The sequence below is a fragment of the Streptomyces sp. NPDC018947 genome, assembly GCF_044390505.1.
In the GTDB taxonomy this organism is placed as follows: Bacteria; Actinomycetota; Actinomycetes; order Streptomycetales; family Streptomycetaceae; genus Streptomyces.
In genome coordinates this window covers 137,714-154,335 of the sequence record NZ_JBIRZD010000019.1, presented here as the reverse complement: position 1 = coordinate 154,335, position 16,622 = coordinate 137,714, and the positions used below count along the sequence as shown (strand labels likewise).

The window sequence follows — 16,622 nt, the reverse complement described above, 5'->3', positions numbered from 1 at the left end:
GAGGTGTTTCGCATGGCCCCTTCCGTCACGCATGTCTGCGGCACCGTCACCGGCGACGTGGAGGTCCGCTTCACCGAATCCGGCGTCGCCGTCTGCCGCTTCCGCCTCACCGACACACCCTCGCAGTGGGACGCCGCCGCGCAGAGGTGGCGTGACGGCGCCCCGATCCACTACGTCTGCACCGCCTGGCGTGACCTGGCCCGCAACGCCGCAGAGTCCCTCGTGAACGGGGTTCACATCCTGGTCAAGGGACGGATCACCGAGATCCGGGACAACGCCGTCTACCTGAGCGCCGACGACATCGGCATCAGCCTGCGCAAGCGCATCGCCTACACCGAGACCAGCCTGCCCAGCCCGGCCGCCGCCGCGCCGGTCACCCCGCACTCCCCGCCCACACCCGCATCGCCGTCCCCGTCCCACCCGGCCACCAGGCGGCCGGGCAACCCGCCCGCCTGGTGGGAAAAGCGAAGGTCCTCCGGCTGGACCGACAACGGCACCCCCTCCGCAGCCGCCGACGGCATTCCCCTTCACGCCGGCGGCTGACCACCCACCCGTTCCATCCGCCACCCGGCGCGGCACCGGTTCGCCTGCCGGTGCCGCGCCCTGCGCGAACACCACCCGCCGCACCAGCGGCCCCCTTCTCGGCGCCGTGCCCGAAACAGGACGTCGCCCTGGCCCGGCCCCGGGCACCCCTCGCCCTGCTCCAGGCCCCGCCCCCGTCGCTCCCCGTGGCGAAAGCCCCTGCCGCGCTCAACGAGACAGAGAGGACCGCCCCCTGTGTGCGAGAACGTCGACTTCTTCAAGGCCGTCGTCACTTCCTACCCCCAGGACGCCGACCACGCCCCGCTGCTGCAGGACCCCGTCCACGCGCGCGTGGCCAGGGCCGGCGACGTCGCCGACGGCGACCTGATCCTGGCCGCTGTCTCACTGCGCGGCACCGACTACTTCAACGACCAGTACATCGCGCACCCCGAGCCCTACGACCCGGCCTGCCAGTGCGGGGTGTGCTGCCACCTCACCCACGAGAAGAGCGACGTGGTCGTGCTGTCCAACGGCCGCCCCTGGACGACCTGCGACCCCTGGCTCGCCGACGAGCTGGCCCTCATCGTCCCCTCCCTGCGCCTGCCCGACCCGAACGTCAAGGAGTGACCGCCGCCATGGCCCGCACCGCGTACGCGCCGTCGCTGCCCGGCCTCAGCACCACCGACGGCCTGGACACCGTCATCAACTGGGGCCTCGGCGCCGACTCCACCGCCTACCTCGCACGGATGCTCACCGCCCCCGGCGCGCACGGCATCGACCTGGACCGCACCGCCGTCCTCTACATGGCCACCGGCAGCGAGTGGCCCGAGACCCGGCTCCTGATCGAGGAGTTCATGCTGCCGCTGCTGCGCGAGCACGGCGTGCGCCTGGTGCAACTGGCGCGCAACGGGCACAGGAAGGAGGACGGGTTCACGGTCCTGGACGACTCCCGCCGACCCGAGCGGCTCATCGTCCGCGGGCCGTGGACGCTGTGGGACGACCTGGAGTCCGTCGGCACGGTTCCCCAGCAGGCCGGCACCCGCAAGTGCAGCCTGTGGGCCAAGGGCGCGGTCGGTGACTGGTGGCTCACCCAGGTCTTCGGCGGCCGCCCGTTCCGGCAGTTCATGGGCTTCAACGCCGACGAAAAAGGGCGCTGCCTGCGGGACGAGACCGCGTCCAAGCTCCCCGGACGGGCCGGTCTCTACCCGCTCGTCGACTGGGGCTGGGGACGGCAGCAGGTCGAGGACTACCTGCTGGCGCGGTTCGGCGTGCACTGGCCCAAGAGCTACTGCACGTTCTGCTGCTTCCCCGTCTCCATGGGCGCCCTCCCCGCCCACCTGGAGCGCATGCGCGCCCACCCGGACATCGCCGGTGAGGTGCTGCGCCTGGAGTACACGGCGATGAGCCTCAACCCGAACGCGAAGCTGTACGGCCGCACGACCCTGCTCAAGTTCTTCGACCGCGCGCAGCCCCGGGACCGGGCGTGCCTGGAGGCCTTCGAGCGGGAGCTGGACATGCCGTGGGCGCTCTACCACGTGCGCCGGCTGTTCCTCGTGTCGGCCGACGGAGGTCGGCGCCCGGTGATGCGCTCCACCGAGCGCGTCGACATCGGCCGCCCGCAGCAGCTCGCCCGTCGGCTGATCTCCGTCTCCCGGCGGCACCGCGTCGACGTCGAGCACGACCCGGTGTACGGACGCGCCCGGGCCTGGGTCCGCCCCCGCGGCACGGCCTGGCCGATGGCCGAGGAGCTGTTCGCCACCGCGCGCGCCCGCGTGATCGACAAGCAGGACAAGAACTTCGAGCCGGAACGGCACGCCCTGACCTCCGGCCCCACCGCCCGGGGCCTGGCCTGCCTGCTCCTGCGTAACCTGCGTCCCCTGCGGGAGCTCCCCCTTGGTGCGGAGGGCAACTCCCCCCACTGGGGGATGCCTTCTGGCGGACCTGCAGCCCACACCGGCCACCGACGCCCCCGGGCGTCCCTCGTCCGAGTGGTCCCCCGCCCGCAGAGACCCGACGGGGTGGCCGCGCGGGCAGAAGCCGGTTGCGGGGGCGACCAGGCTCCCTCTGCGGGGTGGTGATGACCGATGACCGAAGACATGGACACGGTCCGGGGGCTGTCCGGCCCGGGCCCGCGGTTGCCCACCGCTGCCGTGGCGGCCTGGCGCCGGGTGCTGGGAGAGGCGCACGTGCTCACCGGGCCGGAGGACCGCGCGGCCGCCGGGCGGTGCACCTTCCCGGCCCCGCTGCCGGCGGCGGTCCTGCGTCCCGCCGACGCGGCTCAGACCCGGGACTGCCTGCGGATCGCCCACCGCCACGGCATCCGTGTCCATCCGGTCAGCACCGGCAGGAACTGGGGATACGGCTCAGGCTGCCCGCCCACCGACCACATCGTGGTGCTGCGGCTGGCTCGGCTGGACCGAATCCTCGGCCACGACGAGCAGCTCGGTTTGGTCACCGTGGAGCCGGGTGTCACCTTCGGGCAGCTGGCCGGGGCCCTTCGGCGGCGCTCGTCGCACCTGCTGCCCCCGTCCACCGGGGCCGGAGGGGGCACCTCCGTCCTGGCCAACGCCCTGCAACGCGGCATCGGGCAGGGACCGTACCAGGACATGGCCTCCCACCTGCGGCGGCTGGAGGTCGTCCGCCCGGACGGCAGCCGCCTGTCGACCGGCCCGGGCCCGGGCCCCGCGCTGACCGGGCTGTTCCTCCAGGGCGGCCCGGGTGTCGTGGTGTCCGCCGAGCTGTGGCTGCATCCCCGTCCCGGGCTGACCCGGACCGTGGTCTTCCGGCTGCCCGATCAGCGCCGCCTCCCGGAAACCGTCGACGCGGCCCGGCGGCTGCTGCAACGCACCTCGGGCGGCGTCGCCGTGAGCCTGTGGAACCGCGCCCGGCTGGCCGCGCAGCTGCTGCCGGCGCCACGGAGCCACCCGCCCGAACCCTTCGACGGACCGTGGACCGGTCACGCCCAGCTGTGGGCCGACGACCCCAGGGCGCTGGACCTGCTGCACGAGTCCGTACTGCGCGCCTTCGCCCCGTACGCAGACCACTGGGACACCGGTGACGCCGCCGCCCTGGACGCCGGGGGGCCGCCTGGCGGTGCGGGACCGCGTGACAGCGCGCCGGGCCTGGCGAGTGCCTACCGCCACAAGCCGGGCGGCCCGCTGCACGTTCCGCCCGACCGGGAACGGGACCCCGACCGGGACGGTTGCGGCGTGCTCTGGTTCGCCCCGCTGCTGCCCATGACGGGGACGAGGGCTGCCGCCGTACTGCGACTGGTGGAGAGGATCATGACCGACCGCGGCGTGGAACCGTGCCTCGCCCTCCGCCTCGGTGCGCGGGACCTGCACTGCGTCGCCGGGCTCTTCTGGGACCGGGACGAGCCGGGAGGCGACGTACGGGCGCTGGAGTGCCGCCGGGAACTGGTGCGCAGGTGCGCGCGCGTCGGGGTCCACCCTTACCGGCCGGTGCTCGGCGAGGACCTGGGGGACGCCGGGAATCCGGGGAGCCGGCTGCTGCTGGACCAGATGGCCTCGGCGCTCGACCCGCGAGGGGTCCTGCGGGCGCCGCCCGGTCGGGGCGCCGACCGGTGAGCGGGACCGTTCACGCCGCCGCCCCGGCACCGGGCTTCGGTGCGGTGCTGGAGACACCGGACGTCTCGGCACTCCGAAGCCGCCTCCACAGCCGGGTGCTGGAGGTCGTCCACCGGATGCCGGGGCCCCTGGCGGACAGCGCCGCCGCCCTGCTGGACCGGCACGGCCGGACCCAGACAGCCGATCAGGGGGACCTGTTCGTGCTGTTCCCCGCACCGGTGTGGTCCTTCCTGCACTGGGTGCCCGCCGCCCGGCACCCGCACGCCGAGCGGCTGCACGCCGCCGCGCTGCTGCTCCACCTGTGGGACGACCATCTGACGGATCGGCAGCTCGCACCGGATCTCGCGGCCTTGCAGCTGCGTACCGAACTGTGGCGGTGCGTCGAGCAGGACGGGGCGGCGCTCTGCGCCGACTGGGGCGCGGCTCCCGGGCTCGTCGCCCGGCACACCGAGCGGTACCTGTGCGCCACGCATGCCCCGCGGCCGCCCGTCGACCTGGACGCCTACTGCGCCGCCGCGCGTGAGCAGGCCGCGGTGTGGACGCTGCTGCCCCGGCTGCTGGAGACCGGCGGCCGCACCACGGCCGGGTGGTCCGCGCTGGTGGAGGAATTCGCCCTGGCGTGGCGGCTGGTGGACGACGCGGCGGACGTGCACCGCGACGCCGCCGCGGGGATCCGCTCGGCGGTGTGGTGGGAACTGCCCGGTGCCGGGCGAGCCCGGTGGGACGCGGCGTCCCGGCGTGCCGGGGGCGCCGCCCCTTTCGTGGCCGCCGGATGCGCGGAGGCCGTCGGCCGGGTGCTCGCCCGCGCCGCCGCCCTGCTGGGCGCCGCGGCCGAGCGGGCCGCGGCGGCCGGGGAGGAGGGCGCGGCCACGGAGTTGCTGACCGCCCGGGCGGGGGTGCTCACATCAGCGCGCCGGCCGTCGTGAGGGCGCAGTTCTTGGCGGTCTCCCAGACATCGGTGGCGACTTTCTCCAGGAGCTTGGCCGGGTCGTTCTCCAGGACGCCCACCACGTCGTCCCAGGACCGGATGCCGAACTCCACTGTGGCGTTGGTCGAGATGAGCGTGGTGTCGAGGGCTTGCAGGGAGAAGGCGCCGCTGAGCCGGACCATCGCCCCTGTGGTGACGTCGATCTCGATCGTGCCCCGTACGTGCACCCCGATCAGCAGTCCGACACCAAGCGGCACCCCTGCGATCTGCGCGTCCCGGGGCAGGGTGATGGCGAAGTCGAGCTCGACACCGGCGCTGGCCTTGAGCCCCTTCTCGTTGAGGCGGCAGTGGACGTTCACCCGGGCGGTGACGATGTTCACGGCGACGTCGAAGGCGAACCCGCCCGTCTCCAGCAGCGCTTCGACGGCGAGAACGCGGTGGCCGAGGAGCGAGAGGCTGCCCGAGAGGTAGAAGATCTTCTCCGGCAGCTGCCCCTGTTTGAGGTCTCCCGTGTCGAGGTGGAACTGTGGACCGGTGGTGCCGTCGTTCCCGGCGAAGCTGAAGACGCCGCCCAGTTCGATGGGGTACTGCACCTGGCTGCTGATGTAGAGGCCGGCGGGGTGGATGCGCACCTGGAACCGCCAGGTGTTGCCGCCCAGCGAGATGTCGCCCCTGGCGTAGAAGCCCGGCTCCCAGCGCTGCTGGGTAGCGGCGTTGGTCCAGCCGTCCGGGTCGGCGACGGCGCACAGGGTGAGTTCGCGGACGACCACGCCGTCCAGCGGGCTCAGAGCGGACGGCGGATCCGGCTCGATGATCTTGACCAGGTCGAGGACGGTCACTCCGCGCTCGGGGGAGGTCCCGGTCAGGGAGAAGTAGAAGGCGCTGACCGACGGCGGGGAGACCCTGCCGTGTACGGCCAGTTCCAGGGACGCTGGGCCGATGTCGACGGAGCCGCCGCCGCCCAGCTTGAACCCGCCGAGAGGGCTGTAGGCCATCTCCAGGTAGAAGTAGGCGATGTTGAAGCCTTCGATGCCGAAGGCGTTCTCCCAGGTTCGCCGTTGGGCAGCGGGCGCTGCCGGTACGGCGGAGGGCATCCCGCCGTCGGCCGGGACGGCCGCCGCAAAGTGCCCGGGCCCCATGCCAGGCAGCAGGATGTGCCCGGGCTCGTCGAGGTCGACCACGCAGAGCTGCCTGCGATCGGGTTGCCCGGCCAGGGCTGGACCGTAGGTCTCCTCTGCCGCCGCAAGGACGAGGCTGAGGCTGAAGGACCAGCCGGTGTCGGTCTTCTCCACCGCGCCGGCGGCGACGAAGCGCAGGCTGGTCCCGGACGGCGACCCGAGGGCCGAGACGTCGAGGAAGAACGTGGTGGCGAGCTTGATCTTGAGGTTCTTCGGCACGATGGTCAGGCTGAGGGAGCCGAACCCGGGCTTGGTCTCCTCGTCGCCGATGACGGCGGTGAACTCCGAGTCCGCGATCGAGCGGGCGAGCCGGGCGGTCAGCTGGATGCCTTCGGTGTCGGGGAAGATCTCCCGCAGGAACGCCAGGGACTCGCCGTAGGTGACCTCGGTGAAGAAAGTCAGCCCACGGCCCAGCTTTTCGGGCAGGGTGTCGGGCAGCTTCGCACCGGCGTCCAGGGTGACGCCGTCCGCGGTGCAGACGGCCAGGCCCGACTTGCGGAAGGACAGGTCGCCGAGGATGCCCAGGACGTCTCCCCAGCCTTCGACGTCCTTGGGTGACCACGTCCAGTCCTGCTGCCAGAGGGCGGCGGCGAAGAAGGTGCCGTCGGCGGACCGGCCGGCCTTGCCGGTGAGCGTCAGGGGATGCCGGGTTCGGGACCCGAACGCGACCGTCGTGCGCAGACCGAGTTCGTAGTGCACGTCCGAGGCCGGCTGCCCGGCCATCGCCTTGCCGGCGCGCAGCGTGGCCTTGGAGTCCTTCAGGAACACGGCCGGAGTCCCGTACGGGAGTTCCAGAGGGCAGGACAAGTGGTCGAGCAGCTCGGTCAGTTCGATCTCGGGGAGGGTCCCCTCCAGGGCGAACGACCGGGGGAGGGTCCAGGTCGCCGTGAAGTCGACGCTCGTGTCGCCGCCTACGGGGCGGAGCTTCGCCGTGGCCGACACCGCGCCGGTGACCTCGTGGGTGGGGTCCGGGCGATCCGTCGACTCCGGTTCGCCCTCCTTCTTGTCCGCACGCTCCTGCTGTTCCCCCGCCGTCCCCCCTCCGTTCTCTCCGTTCTCTCTGTTCTCTCCGTTTCTCTTCTTTTCCTCTTTCTTTTTCTTCTTCCGGTCGAGCTTGAGTTCGGCGCCGGTCAGCTCCACTTCGGCCGCCCCCAGCGAGAGGGACCACGAGGTGGCGACCTTGGCCGTGAGGGAGTACTCGCCTTCCCTGGGGGTGGCGGAGCCGCTGAACCCGCTCAGCGTCAGTTCGGGCAGACCGGCCGGCGCCGGGAGTAGGAAACCCGCGAGTACGTCGGAGAGCCTGGCGGTGGTGTCCTTGTGCTGGGTGAGCCGGAACGTGCCGGGCGGGATGCGGGCGGTGGCGGTCATCCGGAGGGCGGGGCCAACGGTGAACGTCCCGTACCCGGTCACAGTGGCGCCGGACTTGCGGGTCAGCGGTCGGGTGACGGCGAGTTCGGCGCCCACTTCGGTGACCTCGACGGTGTTCGCTACCGTCCAGGCGACCGTCGGTCTGGCGGTGGCCTTGACGGTGACCTCGGTGACCGCCTCCTTCAGCCCGTCCTGGAGCTTGCCCGGGTCGATGACGAGGCCGAGTTCGGTGAGCAGCACGGTGTCGCCCAGTTCGAAGCCCTGACCGGCCAGTTGCCGCATCGCGCTGCCGCTGCCCTCCCAGGAGGCCAGGGACGTGGCCGGCAGGTACTCGCCCGGCAGGACCTCCGCGGTGAAGGTCACCTTTCCTTTTCCGGTGGGCAGCGGTGTGCTGACCGTCGCCGTGATGCCATGGTCGAGAGCGAGGTCGGCGCGCAGGTGGACCGGGTGGGCCACGGTGCGTGAGCCGTCGTCGGCGCGGCTGGTGCGTGAGCCCGCCCAAACGTAGAAGGACGCCCCGAGAACTCCGGTGCCCCGTGGGGGAGAGGTCAGCGCGATGTCGGCCCGGCGTGTGCCCTTGGGACCGGGCGTGCGGGCGATGGGCCCGGTGAGCGCGAGGGCGCCGGGGGCGGTTGCGAGCAGTTCGGCGAGCCATTCCGGGATGTCCGCCGTCGTTACTTCGGCGCCGTGGAAGGTCAACCCGGGGAGCAGGGACGGGCGCCCGTCGGCCGCTGGCCGGACGGTGGAGCTGAGCAGGAACTCCGGTTCCGTGGCGAAGGCGAGTCCGGCCAGGTCGCTGCCCTTGGTCTCCGGGAAGGAAGCGGTGAACCTCCACGTCGTGGGAAGCGTGAAGGGGAGGTAGAGCGAGGGCCGCTGATCGGCGGGGTCGAGACCGATCTCGATGCCGCTGACGGGTCGGCCCTTCACTCCGAGCAGGCTGGTGGTTCCCCTCAGCACGACGGTTCCATCGGTGCGTGCACTGCGCCGCACCCCCGTGACGGTGAGTGTGCCGCCGAGCCACTCGGTCACCAGAGGCGCGGCAGCGCAGCCGAAGTCGTCGCTGCCGAGGCTGATGGCGTCACCTGTGGTGCGTCTGTCGAGGAGATCGTGCAGTTCCTGTACGTGCATGGGGGGTCCCGGGGGTTCTGCCGCGGGGCGGCGGGCGGAGGGGGACGGCGAGGGCGGGCCGTGTGCCCGCCCGGGGTGCGGCTATTGCGTGAGCTTGGCGGCGATGATGCGGCGTGTGGCGGTGGTCAGCCCGTCGGCGATCTCGTCCTTGCGGGCGAGCGTCCGCTCGCGGATCCCCTTGAGGATGACGGTCTTGACTGGGGTGGAGTCGAACAGCGCTCGGATCACCTCCCGGAAGAGGTCACCCGCGGTCACCTCCACCGTCAGCTCCTCGGCGGCGACTTCGAGGTCGAGGGAGCCCAGGGAGATCCGCAGGGCGTCGGCGTCGGGGCCGCTGAAGACCAGTCCCGCCAGCAGCGAGGGCCGCGTGAGCGAGGCCGTGATGTCCCCGCGGAGCACGTCGTCCTCGTCGTCGCCGCTCGGGGGGAAGACCGCCTCGAACCGGCCGGTGAGGACCAGCGGCGGTTCGGGTACGCAGTGCGACGAGCCGTCCGGTCCGCGGGTGCCCGGGATGACGGGCCGACCGGTGATGCGGCCGAATCGCAGGGCCAGGTCGATGCCGTCGGCTGTCAGCCGTGCGTCCTCCGGCGGGATCAGCAGGTTGGGAAGGCCCTGGACGGTGACGTCGCGCAGGCAGACGCTGCTCAGTTCGATGTCGTCGACGGACTGCGGACCCAGATCGAGGTCCGCGATCCGGAGAGGGACGAGCCCGGGGTCTTCCACGGAATGGACGAGGGCCGGCGGGTAGAAGTCGGACGAAGGGGAGCTCATCGCGAGCCGAACCCGGTCGAACAGGTACTGCTCCACCGGCCCCGGTCCGGCGGACTCCCCGGTGGGCAAGGCGCCGGCCGGTACGGAGCCCAGGAAGCCGTTGAGCACCGCGGCCAGCTGCTCGGTGATGGCGGCCGAGAACTCGGCGCGCTGCCTGGGGTCCGACAAGGCGGACTCGATGGCGGCCCTGAGCGCCTTGCCGGCTTCGCCGCTCTTGAACGCGGTCACGGCCGCCTGCTTCCAGCCCTCGATCTTTCTGGCGCTGGTCCCCTCGTCCTCGATGGTCACGTCCTGCTCGGTCAGTTTGAAGGTGGGGGCGCTGTCGGCTGCGACGTTGATGGAGTCCACCTGGGCCGCCAGGACACGGTGTGGACCGCTGTCCGCAACGCGGAGGGTGGTGTGGACGTCGAACGCGAGGCCCTGGACGGTGAGTGCGACCGTCCCGCGCCCTTCCACCACCTGTGTGGGCCAGGTGACCCCTTCCAGCCCGCGTACCGCTGTCGTCGTCGGGGGCAGCGGGCCGGTGGAGCCGTCTGCCGGGACGTCGGCGGCGACGACTTCCTGGCGCAGCAGGTAGCCGCCCTTGATCCTGATCTGGCTGTTGTCCTTCCACTCGCCGGTGTCGTAGGCCCCCAGCGTGATCCGGACCGTCCCCTGGTAGCCGTCGGCGGTCTTGGTGAGCCCGGTGAGGTCCCCCACGGCGGCGTTGGGCAGGTGGTGGATCTCGACGGAGGAGAAGGACAGCGAGGGAAACGGGTGGGCCGCGCTCGGGCGGGAGGTGAAGGCGCGGAGGTTCTCGGGGAGATCCTTGAGGTCCGGTGGCACCTCGTGCCCGTCCTTCTCCAGCTGCGCCTTGCGCTTGCGTGCGCGCGTATGGGCGGCTCCGACGACGAACCACCAGCCGTCCGCGATGGTGGCGCCCACCGTCGCGCCCTGCTGGTCTGCGATCGCGCCGAGGTTCCACTCCGGTGCCCGGAGCGGGGTCAGGGTGCCCCCGTCCGGGGTCTTCACCTGCTGGAGCAGAGTCGGCAGCCAGTAGCGGCTGCGAGGGTTGTTCAGCCGCTTCCTCATGGTGTCGTAGACGAAGCTGATCAGGGTGGTTCCCATGGTGTCTCCCGGTGACGGGCCCGGCTTCCCGGGCGTCGCGGGGGACGGCCGGGCCGGGGCGCGGAGTGGGGCGGGTGGCGGGGCTCCGCTCAGGGGGACCGGTCCACCATGTGCAGGGTCAGGTCGTGCAGCGCGCGGCGGTAGCGGTTGTCGGGGAAGGGGCGCAGGAACTCCAGGGCGTCGAGCGCCTGGGTGCGGGCGTCCGCGTAGGCACGGGCGAAGCCGCCGGTGGCACGGACCTGCGCGAGGAGCCTGTCCAGCGCCGGCGGGTCGGCGGGTTCGCCGCGCATCACCCGGGTGACCCGGTGGGCCGGCCCCAGCTCGGCCATGGCGTAGATCAGCGGCAGGGAGGCACGGCCGCGCAGCAGGTCCACCCCGCACGGTTTGCCGGATGCGTCCTCGGCCCGGGCGAGGTCGAACAGGTCGTCCATGACCTGGAAGGCGCGGCCGAGTCCGCGCCCGAAGAAACCGGCCCGGCGGGCGTCGCTGCTGTGCCCGTCGGCCAGGACGACCCCGGACTCGGCCGCCAGCCCGAAGAGGACAGCCGTCTTGCGGTCCGCGGTCTCCCAGTAACGCCGCACGAGTACGGCAGGCTTCTGGGAGAGGTCGGTGCGCAGTTCGTCCAGCTCACCGCGGCAGGTCTCGAACGCACTGTCCAGCACCAGTTTGACCAGGGTCATGTCCTTGTCGCGGTCGATGGCGTGAACGAACCCGCGGATCGCCTGGACGAACTGGAGGTCGCCGACGATCACCGCGGTCCCCGGTCCGCGCGCCGCGTTCACCGACGGCATACCCCTGCGCAGCATGGAGCCGTCCACCACGTCGTCGTGGATGAGGGTGGCGACGTGCAGCATCTCCAGGGAGACGGCGCCCTGGAGCACCTTGACCGGCAGCGGGCCCGGCCCCTGCGCCATGTGAGCGGCGAGCAGCAGGACCGCCGGACGCAGCCTTTTGCCTCGCCGGTAGATGGTGTACTCGGCGTCGCTGAGGTACTCCCGCTGCGGTTCCAGTGCCTCTTCCAGGATCGCTTCGTAGCGGATCAGGTCCTCCGCCAGCAGCTCCGCCCAGACGGTACGGGCCGCGTCCTCCGGGGCCGCGTGCCTGTCGAGGATCAGCACCGGTCAGTCCTCCTGTGCGGGGAGCGCGAATCCGGGCATGCCCGCGAGGACGCTGTGGCGCAGCGCCTCGGCCATGGCGTCGCGCAGCAGCCCGAGCAGGAACGTCATCCCGGCGAGGCGCTCCCTGGCCACCTCCCCGGCGTTCCCCTCCCACTGCTCGTCCTGCACACCGAGGTCGAATTCCGGCAGGGCGACCTCGACATCCTCCAGCTCGGCCGCGGGAGCGCCGGGGCCGGCCGGGAGGCGCAGGGTGATCCGGACGTCGTCGAGCCGGGCCGTAAGGCGCCCCAGGTGCAGCGTGTTGTCGGCGGGCTCCGCTTCGGCGGCCTGTTGTCGGTAGTGGGCCCGGTGGAAGCGCTCGATCACCGCGTGGTCGTCCGCGGTCAGTTCCACCCAGCCGTCGGGTGTCGTACCGGCGGAGCCGCCTGGCCGCCCCTCCGGCCCGGGCTCGCCCAGTACGGTGGGCAGCCGGTAGGGCGCCATGGCCTCCGGGGGCGGCTGCTGCACTGCTCCCGAGTGCTCCTCGACGGTCTGGAAGACCTGCTGCCGGGTCATCGGCGCCACGTCCCGGCCCCCGTTCCCCATCTGCTCGACTTCCTTGCTGAAGGACAGGGCAGCCTTCGCCGCCGCCTCGTAGCGCTCGCAGGCCTCGGCGTCGTCGTCCTCCTCCGCCAGGTCCGCCTTCGCGTTGAGAGCCGTCACCAGGGCGGTCCGCTGACGCCAGGCATGGGCGTTGAAGGTGAGGGCGGGGTCGGCGGGGTCGGTCCACTGGTTGACCGGTTGCTGCTCAGAGGGGGGAACGCCGGGGTCGGTGACGGAGTACGTGTGCTCCCCCATGCGCCGGGTGACGCCGCCGCTGCGCCAGATGTCCCTCAGTGTCTCGCTGGCGAAGTCGCTGCCCGCGAAGACCTCGCAGTACGTGTCGTTGTGCTTCCCGTACTCGGCCAGCAGTTTCCTGCCGTTCTCCGTCCTCGTCAGGGCCTCGCGGTGCGCGCGGGCCCGTCCGTGCCATCGTTGCTGGGTCTGTTCGTCGGGCGGTGTGCGGGCGGCGGGGGCCGCGGGGAACGTCGGCTGCCGCTGCTCCGCAGTCAGCGGCTGGAACGGGTTGCCGCCGGCGTCGATCGTGCTGATCTCGTCCGGCCGCGCGTCGATCGCGTACCGGCCGGTCAGCGACAGGGCCGGGATGCGGTAGGTGACCTTGGTGAACCCCGCCAGGACTTCGGTGGCCTCCGGCACCGGTGCCGCGAGGGGGCGCAGGGCGAGGTCGCCGAAGCGGATGCTCAGGGCCCCGGTGTCGTAGGGGACGGTGTCGATGTCGGCCGTGTCCACACCGCGGGCCAGGGGATAGCCGGGTGTGTCGGCGAGGCGGACGGGGTCGGCGGCGTAGGAATCGCCGCCGGGCGAGAGCTGCGGGTCGTTCATCGGAGGAGGGGCTCCTGGGAGGTGGACGGGCGGGTCAGGAGACGGAGGCGGTGCCGCTGATCATGAGCATTCCCTGGTGGGAGCCGAGTTCGGGCCGGTCGAGCCGCACCCTCACCTCGGTGTCACCGGCGGGGAAGGAGGCCCCCAGGAGCTGACCGAGCGGCACCTCGAAAGTCCGGTTCTCGAAGGACCTCCTGAGGGCCGAGGTGGCGAGATTCGCCAGCCCCGTGGCCGGGAGCCATGCGGCGAGGGCGCCCTCGTTCGTCGGCAGCAGGCGGATGGCGGAGAGATCCAGGTGCACGACCTTCAGCGTGAGGTTCGTGTCGGACAGAGCGTCGGCCTGGACGGTGACCCGTGGGGGGTCGGGCTCGGTGCGCACCGTGAAGTCCATGAGGGCCATGTGCAGTCCTGTTCCGTTCGGGAGTGGGGGTCAGGTCAGCCTGGGCGTGGCCGTGAAACTGAGCATGCCGTCGCGGGCGCTCAGCGACGGGTTGTCCAGGACGGGGGTGAGGCGCCGGCCGTTCACGTGCAGGGGTGGTGGTGCGGGCAGTGGCAGCAGGTCGAAGGACTGCCCCGCGAGGAGCCGGTGGCCGACCTGGGGCAGCAGCACTCCGAGGGTCTGGGCCACGGGCCAGGCGATACCGGAGAGGATCTGCTCACCGACGTTGCCGACCGGGCGGAGGACGGCGACGAAGCCAGGGACGTCTTCCAGCGTCGCCCGGACGGTGGTGTCGGACAGGCTCAGCCGGACACGCACCCGCAGCGGTGCGGGGGTGACGGAGGCGTCGTAGGAGATGCCGATGTCGGCCATGGGATTCCTCGGGGAGGCGCGGATGAAGGGCGGACGTGCCGTCAGTAGCTGGACACGGCGCGGCCGATGCTCTCCGCGATGTGGTTCAGGGTCTCTTCGATGTCGGGGAAGAGGTCGACGCCGGCCTCGGCGTGGACGGACAGGTTGATGTCGACGTCCAGTTCCAGCGGACTGCCGGTGACCCCCGCGGCGGCCGCGTCCACTTGGACGCGGCCCTGGTACTGGGCCCGCCCGATCCCGAAGCTGGAGCTGCCGCCGGTGGCATCGGAACGGCCGACCAGGTCGGAGACCGCGACGCGGGCGGCGCGCTGGAGGGCTGCGCGGGACAGCAGTACTTCGAAGGCCGGGGCCCGCGGGAAGAGGGCGGCCAGATCGGGAGCCGGGGCGGGAGTGCGGTCGTCGGTGTTCGCGGCGGCGACCACCATGCCCGCGCCGGCGGCCAGGGCGAAGTCACCGAAGGAGACCCCCGCCACTTCGATCCGGGGCAGCACGGTCCGGCCCAGCAGGGCCAGTGCGGCCTTCAGCGCCTTGGGCACCACGATGTGCCGGTAGACGGCCCGGTCGCCCTGGTCGGGCACGTTCTCCAGGTCCACCTCGGCGCCCAGCGGGGTGAGGACAGGCGTCCCGGACCGCATGGCGAGCGTGCAGAGGACCTTCACCGTCCGAGTGGCCCGTGCGATGCCCGGTCCGCCGGCAGTCAGCTCGGGCAGCAGCACGGTGAAGGCGCCCGCCACCCGGCCGGGCGGCACACCGCGAGGGCCGATCGCCGCCTGCCATTCGGCTTCGGCGGGCTCGTGCAGTGAGAGCACCGGGGGCTTGTCGAGCGACCAGTCGAGCGGGATGTCCCGGTGGCCGACGGGCACGTGAAGGCTGCCTGCCAGGAGGCCGGGGCGGGAGCCCAGGCTGACGAGAAGGTCGTTGAGGGTGTCCTGCCCCAGGGCCACCACGAGATCGGATGCGGTCATGTCGCCGTGCTCCCTCGTCACATGTTCTGGCTGGCCTCGACGAGCGCGCAGCCCCCGTCGACGAAGGAGAACAGCTGGACGGCGCCCTTCCAGGCGACGTCCACACCGGCGGAGAGCCGTCTCGGGTTCTGGGCGTCCACATGCAGGTTCTTGAGCCCGCGGAAATGCGCTACGAGTGTGGCGTCGGCAAGGCCCGCCACTGACTCCTTCTCGTTGACGACCGGCTCCTTCTTGTCCGCCTCCTGCTGCGCCGCCGCGCCGACGAGCGTCGTCATCAGCGCAGGGCCGGCCAGGATGAAGACTTCCTTGTCCGCCGGCCAGTCGATGGCCGTGTCCTCGGCGGACCGGGGCGGCAGCGCGGCCGCGACGACCAGGTGGCTGCCGGTGACGTCCACCAGAACGGGCGCGAGGTCCACGGACGTGCCGAAGAGGCGCTGGGCGGGGATCCTGAGCTCCTTCAGCCGGGCACTGCCCATACCGAGGAGCTTGGGGACGAGGACCCTCCGCAGGACCAAGCGGTCGTTGCTGTCGGCCGGGGGGGACTCCATCCACACTCCCAGCAGCTCGACCCGGATCGCGCCGTCGACGGCCAGCAGGCGGGCGGGCACGGCCACCCCGCAGCTCAGCTCGCGGGACGTGCCGCCGTCCGGCCACCACCGGAGCCGCACCTTCGGCATCACCAGCTGGACCACCCCGGAGGAGGGCAGCGCACTGACGCCCTTCTGCTTCCAGGTCTTCGCCCAGCGAGCGGCGTCAGGAGCGCACAAGGAGATCTCCGGCGGTTCCTCGAGGTCCCATTCCAGGGAGTACCGGACGCCGGAGACGGTTGCCGTGTGGCCGCCCTTGAGCAGTCCCCGGTGACCGACGTGCAGCTGCTTCAGCCCAGCGTCCACGGTCTCGGCGGTGACTCCGACGGCGAGATCGAACGCTGCGCTTCCCATATACGGACCATGCCACGCAAATATTCGCTTACTCGGACATTTCTCCCCCCCTCACTCGATCGGACGGGCGCGACCCGGTCCGCGCGAGCCGTGGCGGTGCACCGTGTCCGGGAGCCGAGGAACGGACTCCGGCAGCCCGGGCGCCTCGTGCGTCAGGCGGGGGGAGGCGCCCGGAGGCCGCGGCTACGGCTACGGCTACGGCTACGGCTACGGCGCGGACGGCCGTGGGTTACTTCAAGAGCCGCGAAACCGCCGCCTCGATGACTCTTTTCGGAACGGCGCCGACCACCTTTTCCGCCGGCTGGCCACCGGCGAAGACGATCAGCGTCGGGATGGACAGCACGTCGTAGTTCGAGGCGGTGGTCTGATTGTCGTCGACGTTGAGCTTCGCGACCACGAGATCGTCATGCTCTGCGGCGAGCGATTTCACCGAGGGTTCGAGCACCCGGCACGGGCCGCACCAGGGCGCCCAGAAATCGACGAGGACCGGCTTGTCGCTCTTGAGGACCACCTCTTCGAAGTTCGCGTCGGTGGCGGTGACGATGTCGGCCATGCACTTTCTCCTGTTCTGAGGCCGGCTTCCCGCCGGACACGCGTATGCGATGACACCGGAACACCAGCCTTCACCGGTCCCCCTGCCGGTGGTGGGACGAGCCCCCTGTCACGGTGTGTCGCCCGCACCGAGCCGAGCGATGCGGCAGTCGCACATCCTGGCCCGGAGCGCGATTCAGCGGTTCAGTCCCGGACGCTGATGATGTGCCTGTGGCGCGATGCCG

Annotated in this window: 14 protein-coding genes; 5 read left to right on the top strand and 9 right to left on the bottom strand. The window is 71.9% G+C overall.

Annotated elements, in window-relative coordinates:
• Window positions 1-12: 12 nt before the first annotated feature.
• The 5 genes from ACH499_RS30360 (at window position 13) to ACH499_RS30340 (ending at window position 5,035) form a co-directional block, all read left to right on the top strand.
• Window positions 13-543: a single-stranded DNA-binding protein gene (locus ACH499_RS30360; protein ID WP_399019839.1), complete on the top strand. Its 531-nt coding sequence runs from the start codon at window positions 13-15 to the stop codon at window positions 541-543.
• A 234-nt stretch (window positions 544-777) separates the two neighbouring features.
• Entirely contained in the window at window positions 778-1,149 is a 372-nt protein-coding gene (locus ACH499_RS30355; RefSeq protein WP_399019837.1) for a hypothetical protein, read from the top strand.
• Between the two features lie 8 nt (window positions 1,150-1,157).
• Complete coding sequence (locus tag ACH499_RS30350) at window positions 1,158-2,600, top strand: hypothetical protein (protein ID WP_399019835.1); 1,443 nt, start codon at window positions 1,158-1,160, stop codon at window positions 2,598-2,600.
• A 6-nt stretch (window positions 2,601-2,606) separates the two neighbouring features.
• Window positions 2,607-4,109, top strand: coding sequence for an FAD-binding oxidoreductase (locus tag ACH499_RS30345; protein ID WP_399019834.1), 1,503 nt, complete (start codon window positions 2,607-2,609; stop codon window positions 4,107-4,109).
• A complete protein-coding gene (locus tag ACH499_RS30340) occupies window positions 4,106-5,035 on the top strand; it encodes a hypothetical protein (protein ID WP_399019832.1) in 930 nt (309 codons plus the stop codon). Before ACH499_RS30345 ends, ACH499_RS30340 begins: the two co-directional genes overlap by 4 nt.
• Here ACH499_RS30340 and ACH499_RS30335 read toward each other — a convergent pair.
• From ACH499_RS30335 to trxA, 9 genes are all read right to left on the bottom strand, one after another.
• Window positions 5,010-8,711 (bottom strand): hypothetical protein, encoded by a 3,702-nt coding sequence (locus tag ACH499_RS30335; RefSeq protein ID WP_399019830.1) that lies wholly within the window; start codon window positions 8,709-8,711, stop codon window positions 5,010-5,012. The two genes, ACH499_RS30340 and ACH499_RS30335, sit on opposite strands and share 26 nt — an antisense overlap.
• An 81-nt stretch (window positions 8,712-8,792) precedes the next feature.
• Complete coding sequence (locus ACH499_RS30330; protein WP_399019828.1) at window positions 8,793-10,589, bottom strand: hypothetical protein; 1,797 nt, start codon at window positions 10,587-10,589, stop codon at window positions 8,793-8,795.
• 89 nt (window positions 10,590-10,678) lie between these two features.
• A complete protein-coding gene (locus tag ACH499_RS30325) occupies window positions 10,679-11,707 on the bottom strand; it encodes a polyprenyl synthetase family protein (RefSeq protein ID WP_399019826.1) in 1,029 nt (342 codons plus the stop codon).
• Between the two features lie 3 nt (window positions 11,708-11,710).
• Window positions 11,711-13,129 carry a hypothetical protein gene (locus ACH499_RS30320; RefSeq protein WP_399019824.1) on the bottom strand — a complete coding sequence of 473 codons (1,419 nt, stop codon included), beginning with the start codon at window positions 13,127-13,129 and terminating at the stop codon, window positions 11,711-11,713.
• A gap of 34 nt (window positions 13,130-13,163) precedes the next feature.
• Entirely contained in the window at window positions 13,164-13,529 is a 366-nt protein-coding gene (locus ACH499_RS30315) for a hypothetical protein (protein ID WP_399019822.1), read from the bottom strand.
• A gap of 30 nt (window positions 13,530-13,559) precedes the next feature.
• Window positions 13,560-13,940: a hypothetical protein gene (locus ACH499_RS30310; protein ID WP_399019820.1), complete on the bottom strand. Its 381-nt coding sequence runs from the start codon at window positions 13,938-13,940 to the stop codon at window positions 13,560-13,562.
• Between the two features lie 41 nt (window positions 13,941-13,981).
• On the bottom strand, window positions 13,982-14,905 hold the full coding sequence (locus tag ACH499_RS30305; RefSeq protein WP_399019818.1) for a hypothetical protein: 924 nt from the start codon (window positions 14,903-14,905) through the stop codon (window positions 13,982-13,984).
• Between the two features lie 17 nt (window positions 14,906-14,922).
• Complete coding sequence (locus ACH499_RS30300; RefSeq protein WP_399019817.1) at window positions 14,923-15,846, bottom strand: hypothetical protein; 924 nt, start codon at window positions 15,844-15,846, stop codon at window positions 14,923-14,925.
• Window positions 15,847-16,075: 229 nt separating this feature from the next.
• The gene (gene trxA, locus ACH499_RS30295) at window positions 16,076-16,399 is read right to left on the bottom strand and encodes a thioredoxin (RefSeq protein ID WP_399019815.1); all 324 of its coding nucleotides are present in this window, start codon (window positions 16,397-16,399) and stop codon (window positions 16,076-16,078) included.
• Window positions 16,400-16,622 lie beyond the last annotated feature (223 nt).

Coding starts and splice junctions, on each gene's coding strand:
- ACH499_RS30300 (WP_399019817.1), bottom strand. CDS start 15,846: ATGGGAAGCGCAGCGTTCGATCTCGCCGTCGGAGTCACCGCCGAGACC.
- ACH499_RS30315 (WP_399019822.1), bottom strand. CDS start 13,529: ATGGCCCTCATGGACTTCACGGTGCGCACCGAGCCCGACCCCCCACGG.
- trxA (WP_399019815.1), bottom strand. CDS start 16,399: ATGGCCGACATCGTCACCGCCACCGACGCGAACTTCGAAGAGGTGGTC.
- ACH499_RS30330 (WP_399019828.1), bottom strand. CDS start 10,589: ATGGGAACCACCCTGATCAGCTTCGTCTACGACACCATGAGGAAGCGG.
- ACH499_RS30305 (WP_399019818.1), bottom strand. CDS start 14,905: ATGACCGCATCCGATCTCGTGGTGGCCCTGGGGCAGGACACCCTCAAC.
- ACH499_RS30335 (WP_399019830.1), bottom strand. CDS start 8,711: ATGCACGTACAGGAACTGCACGATCTCCTCGACAGACGCACCACAGGT.
- ACH499_RS30360 (WP_399019839.1), top strand. CDS start 13: ATGGCCCCTTCCGTCACGCATGTCTGCGGCACCGTCACCGGCGACGTG.
- ACH499_RS30350 (WP_399019835.1), top strand. CDS start 1,158: ATGGCCCGCACCGCGTACGCGCCGTCGCTGCCCGGCCTCAGCACCACC.
- ACH499_RS30345 (WP_399019834.1), top strand. CDS start 2,607: ATGACCGAAGACATGGACACGGTCCGGGGGCTGTCCGGCCCGGGCCCG.
- ACH499_RS30320 (WP_399019824.1), bottom strand. CDS start 13,129: ATGAACGACCCGCAGCTCTCGCCCGGCGGCGATTCCTACGCCGCCGAC.
- ACH499_RS30310 (WP_399019820.1), bottom strand. CDS start 13,940: ATGGCCGACATCGGCATCTCCTACGACGCCTCCGTCACCCCCGCACCG.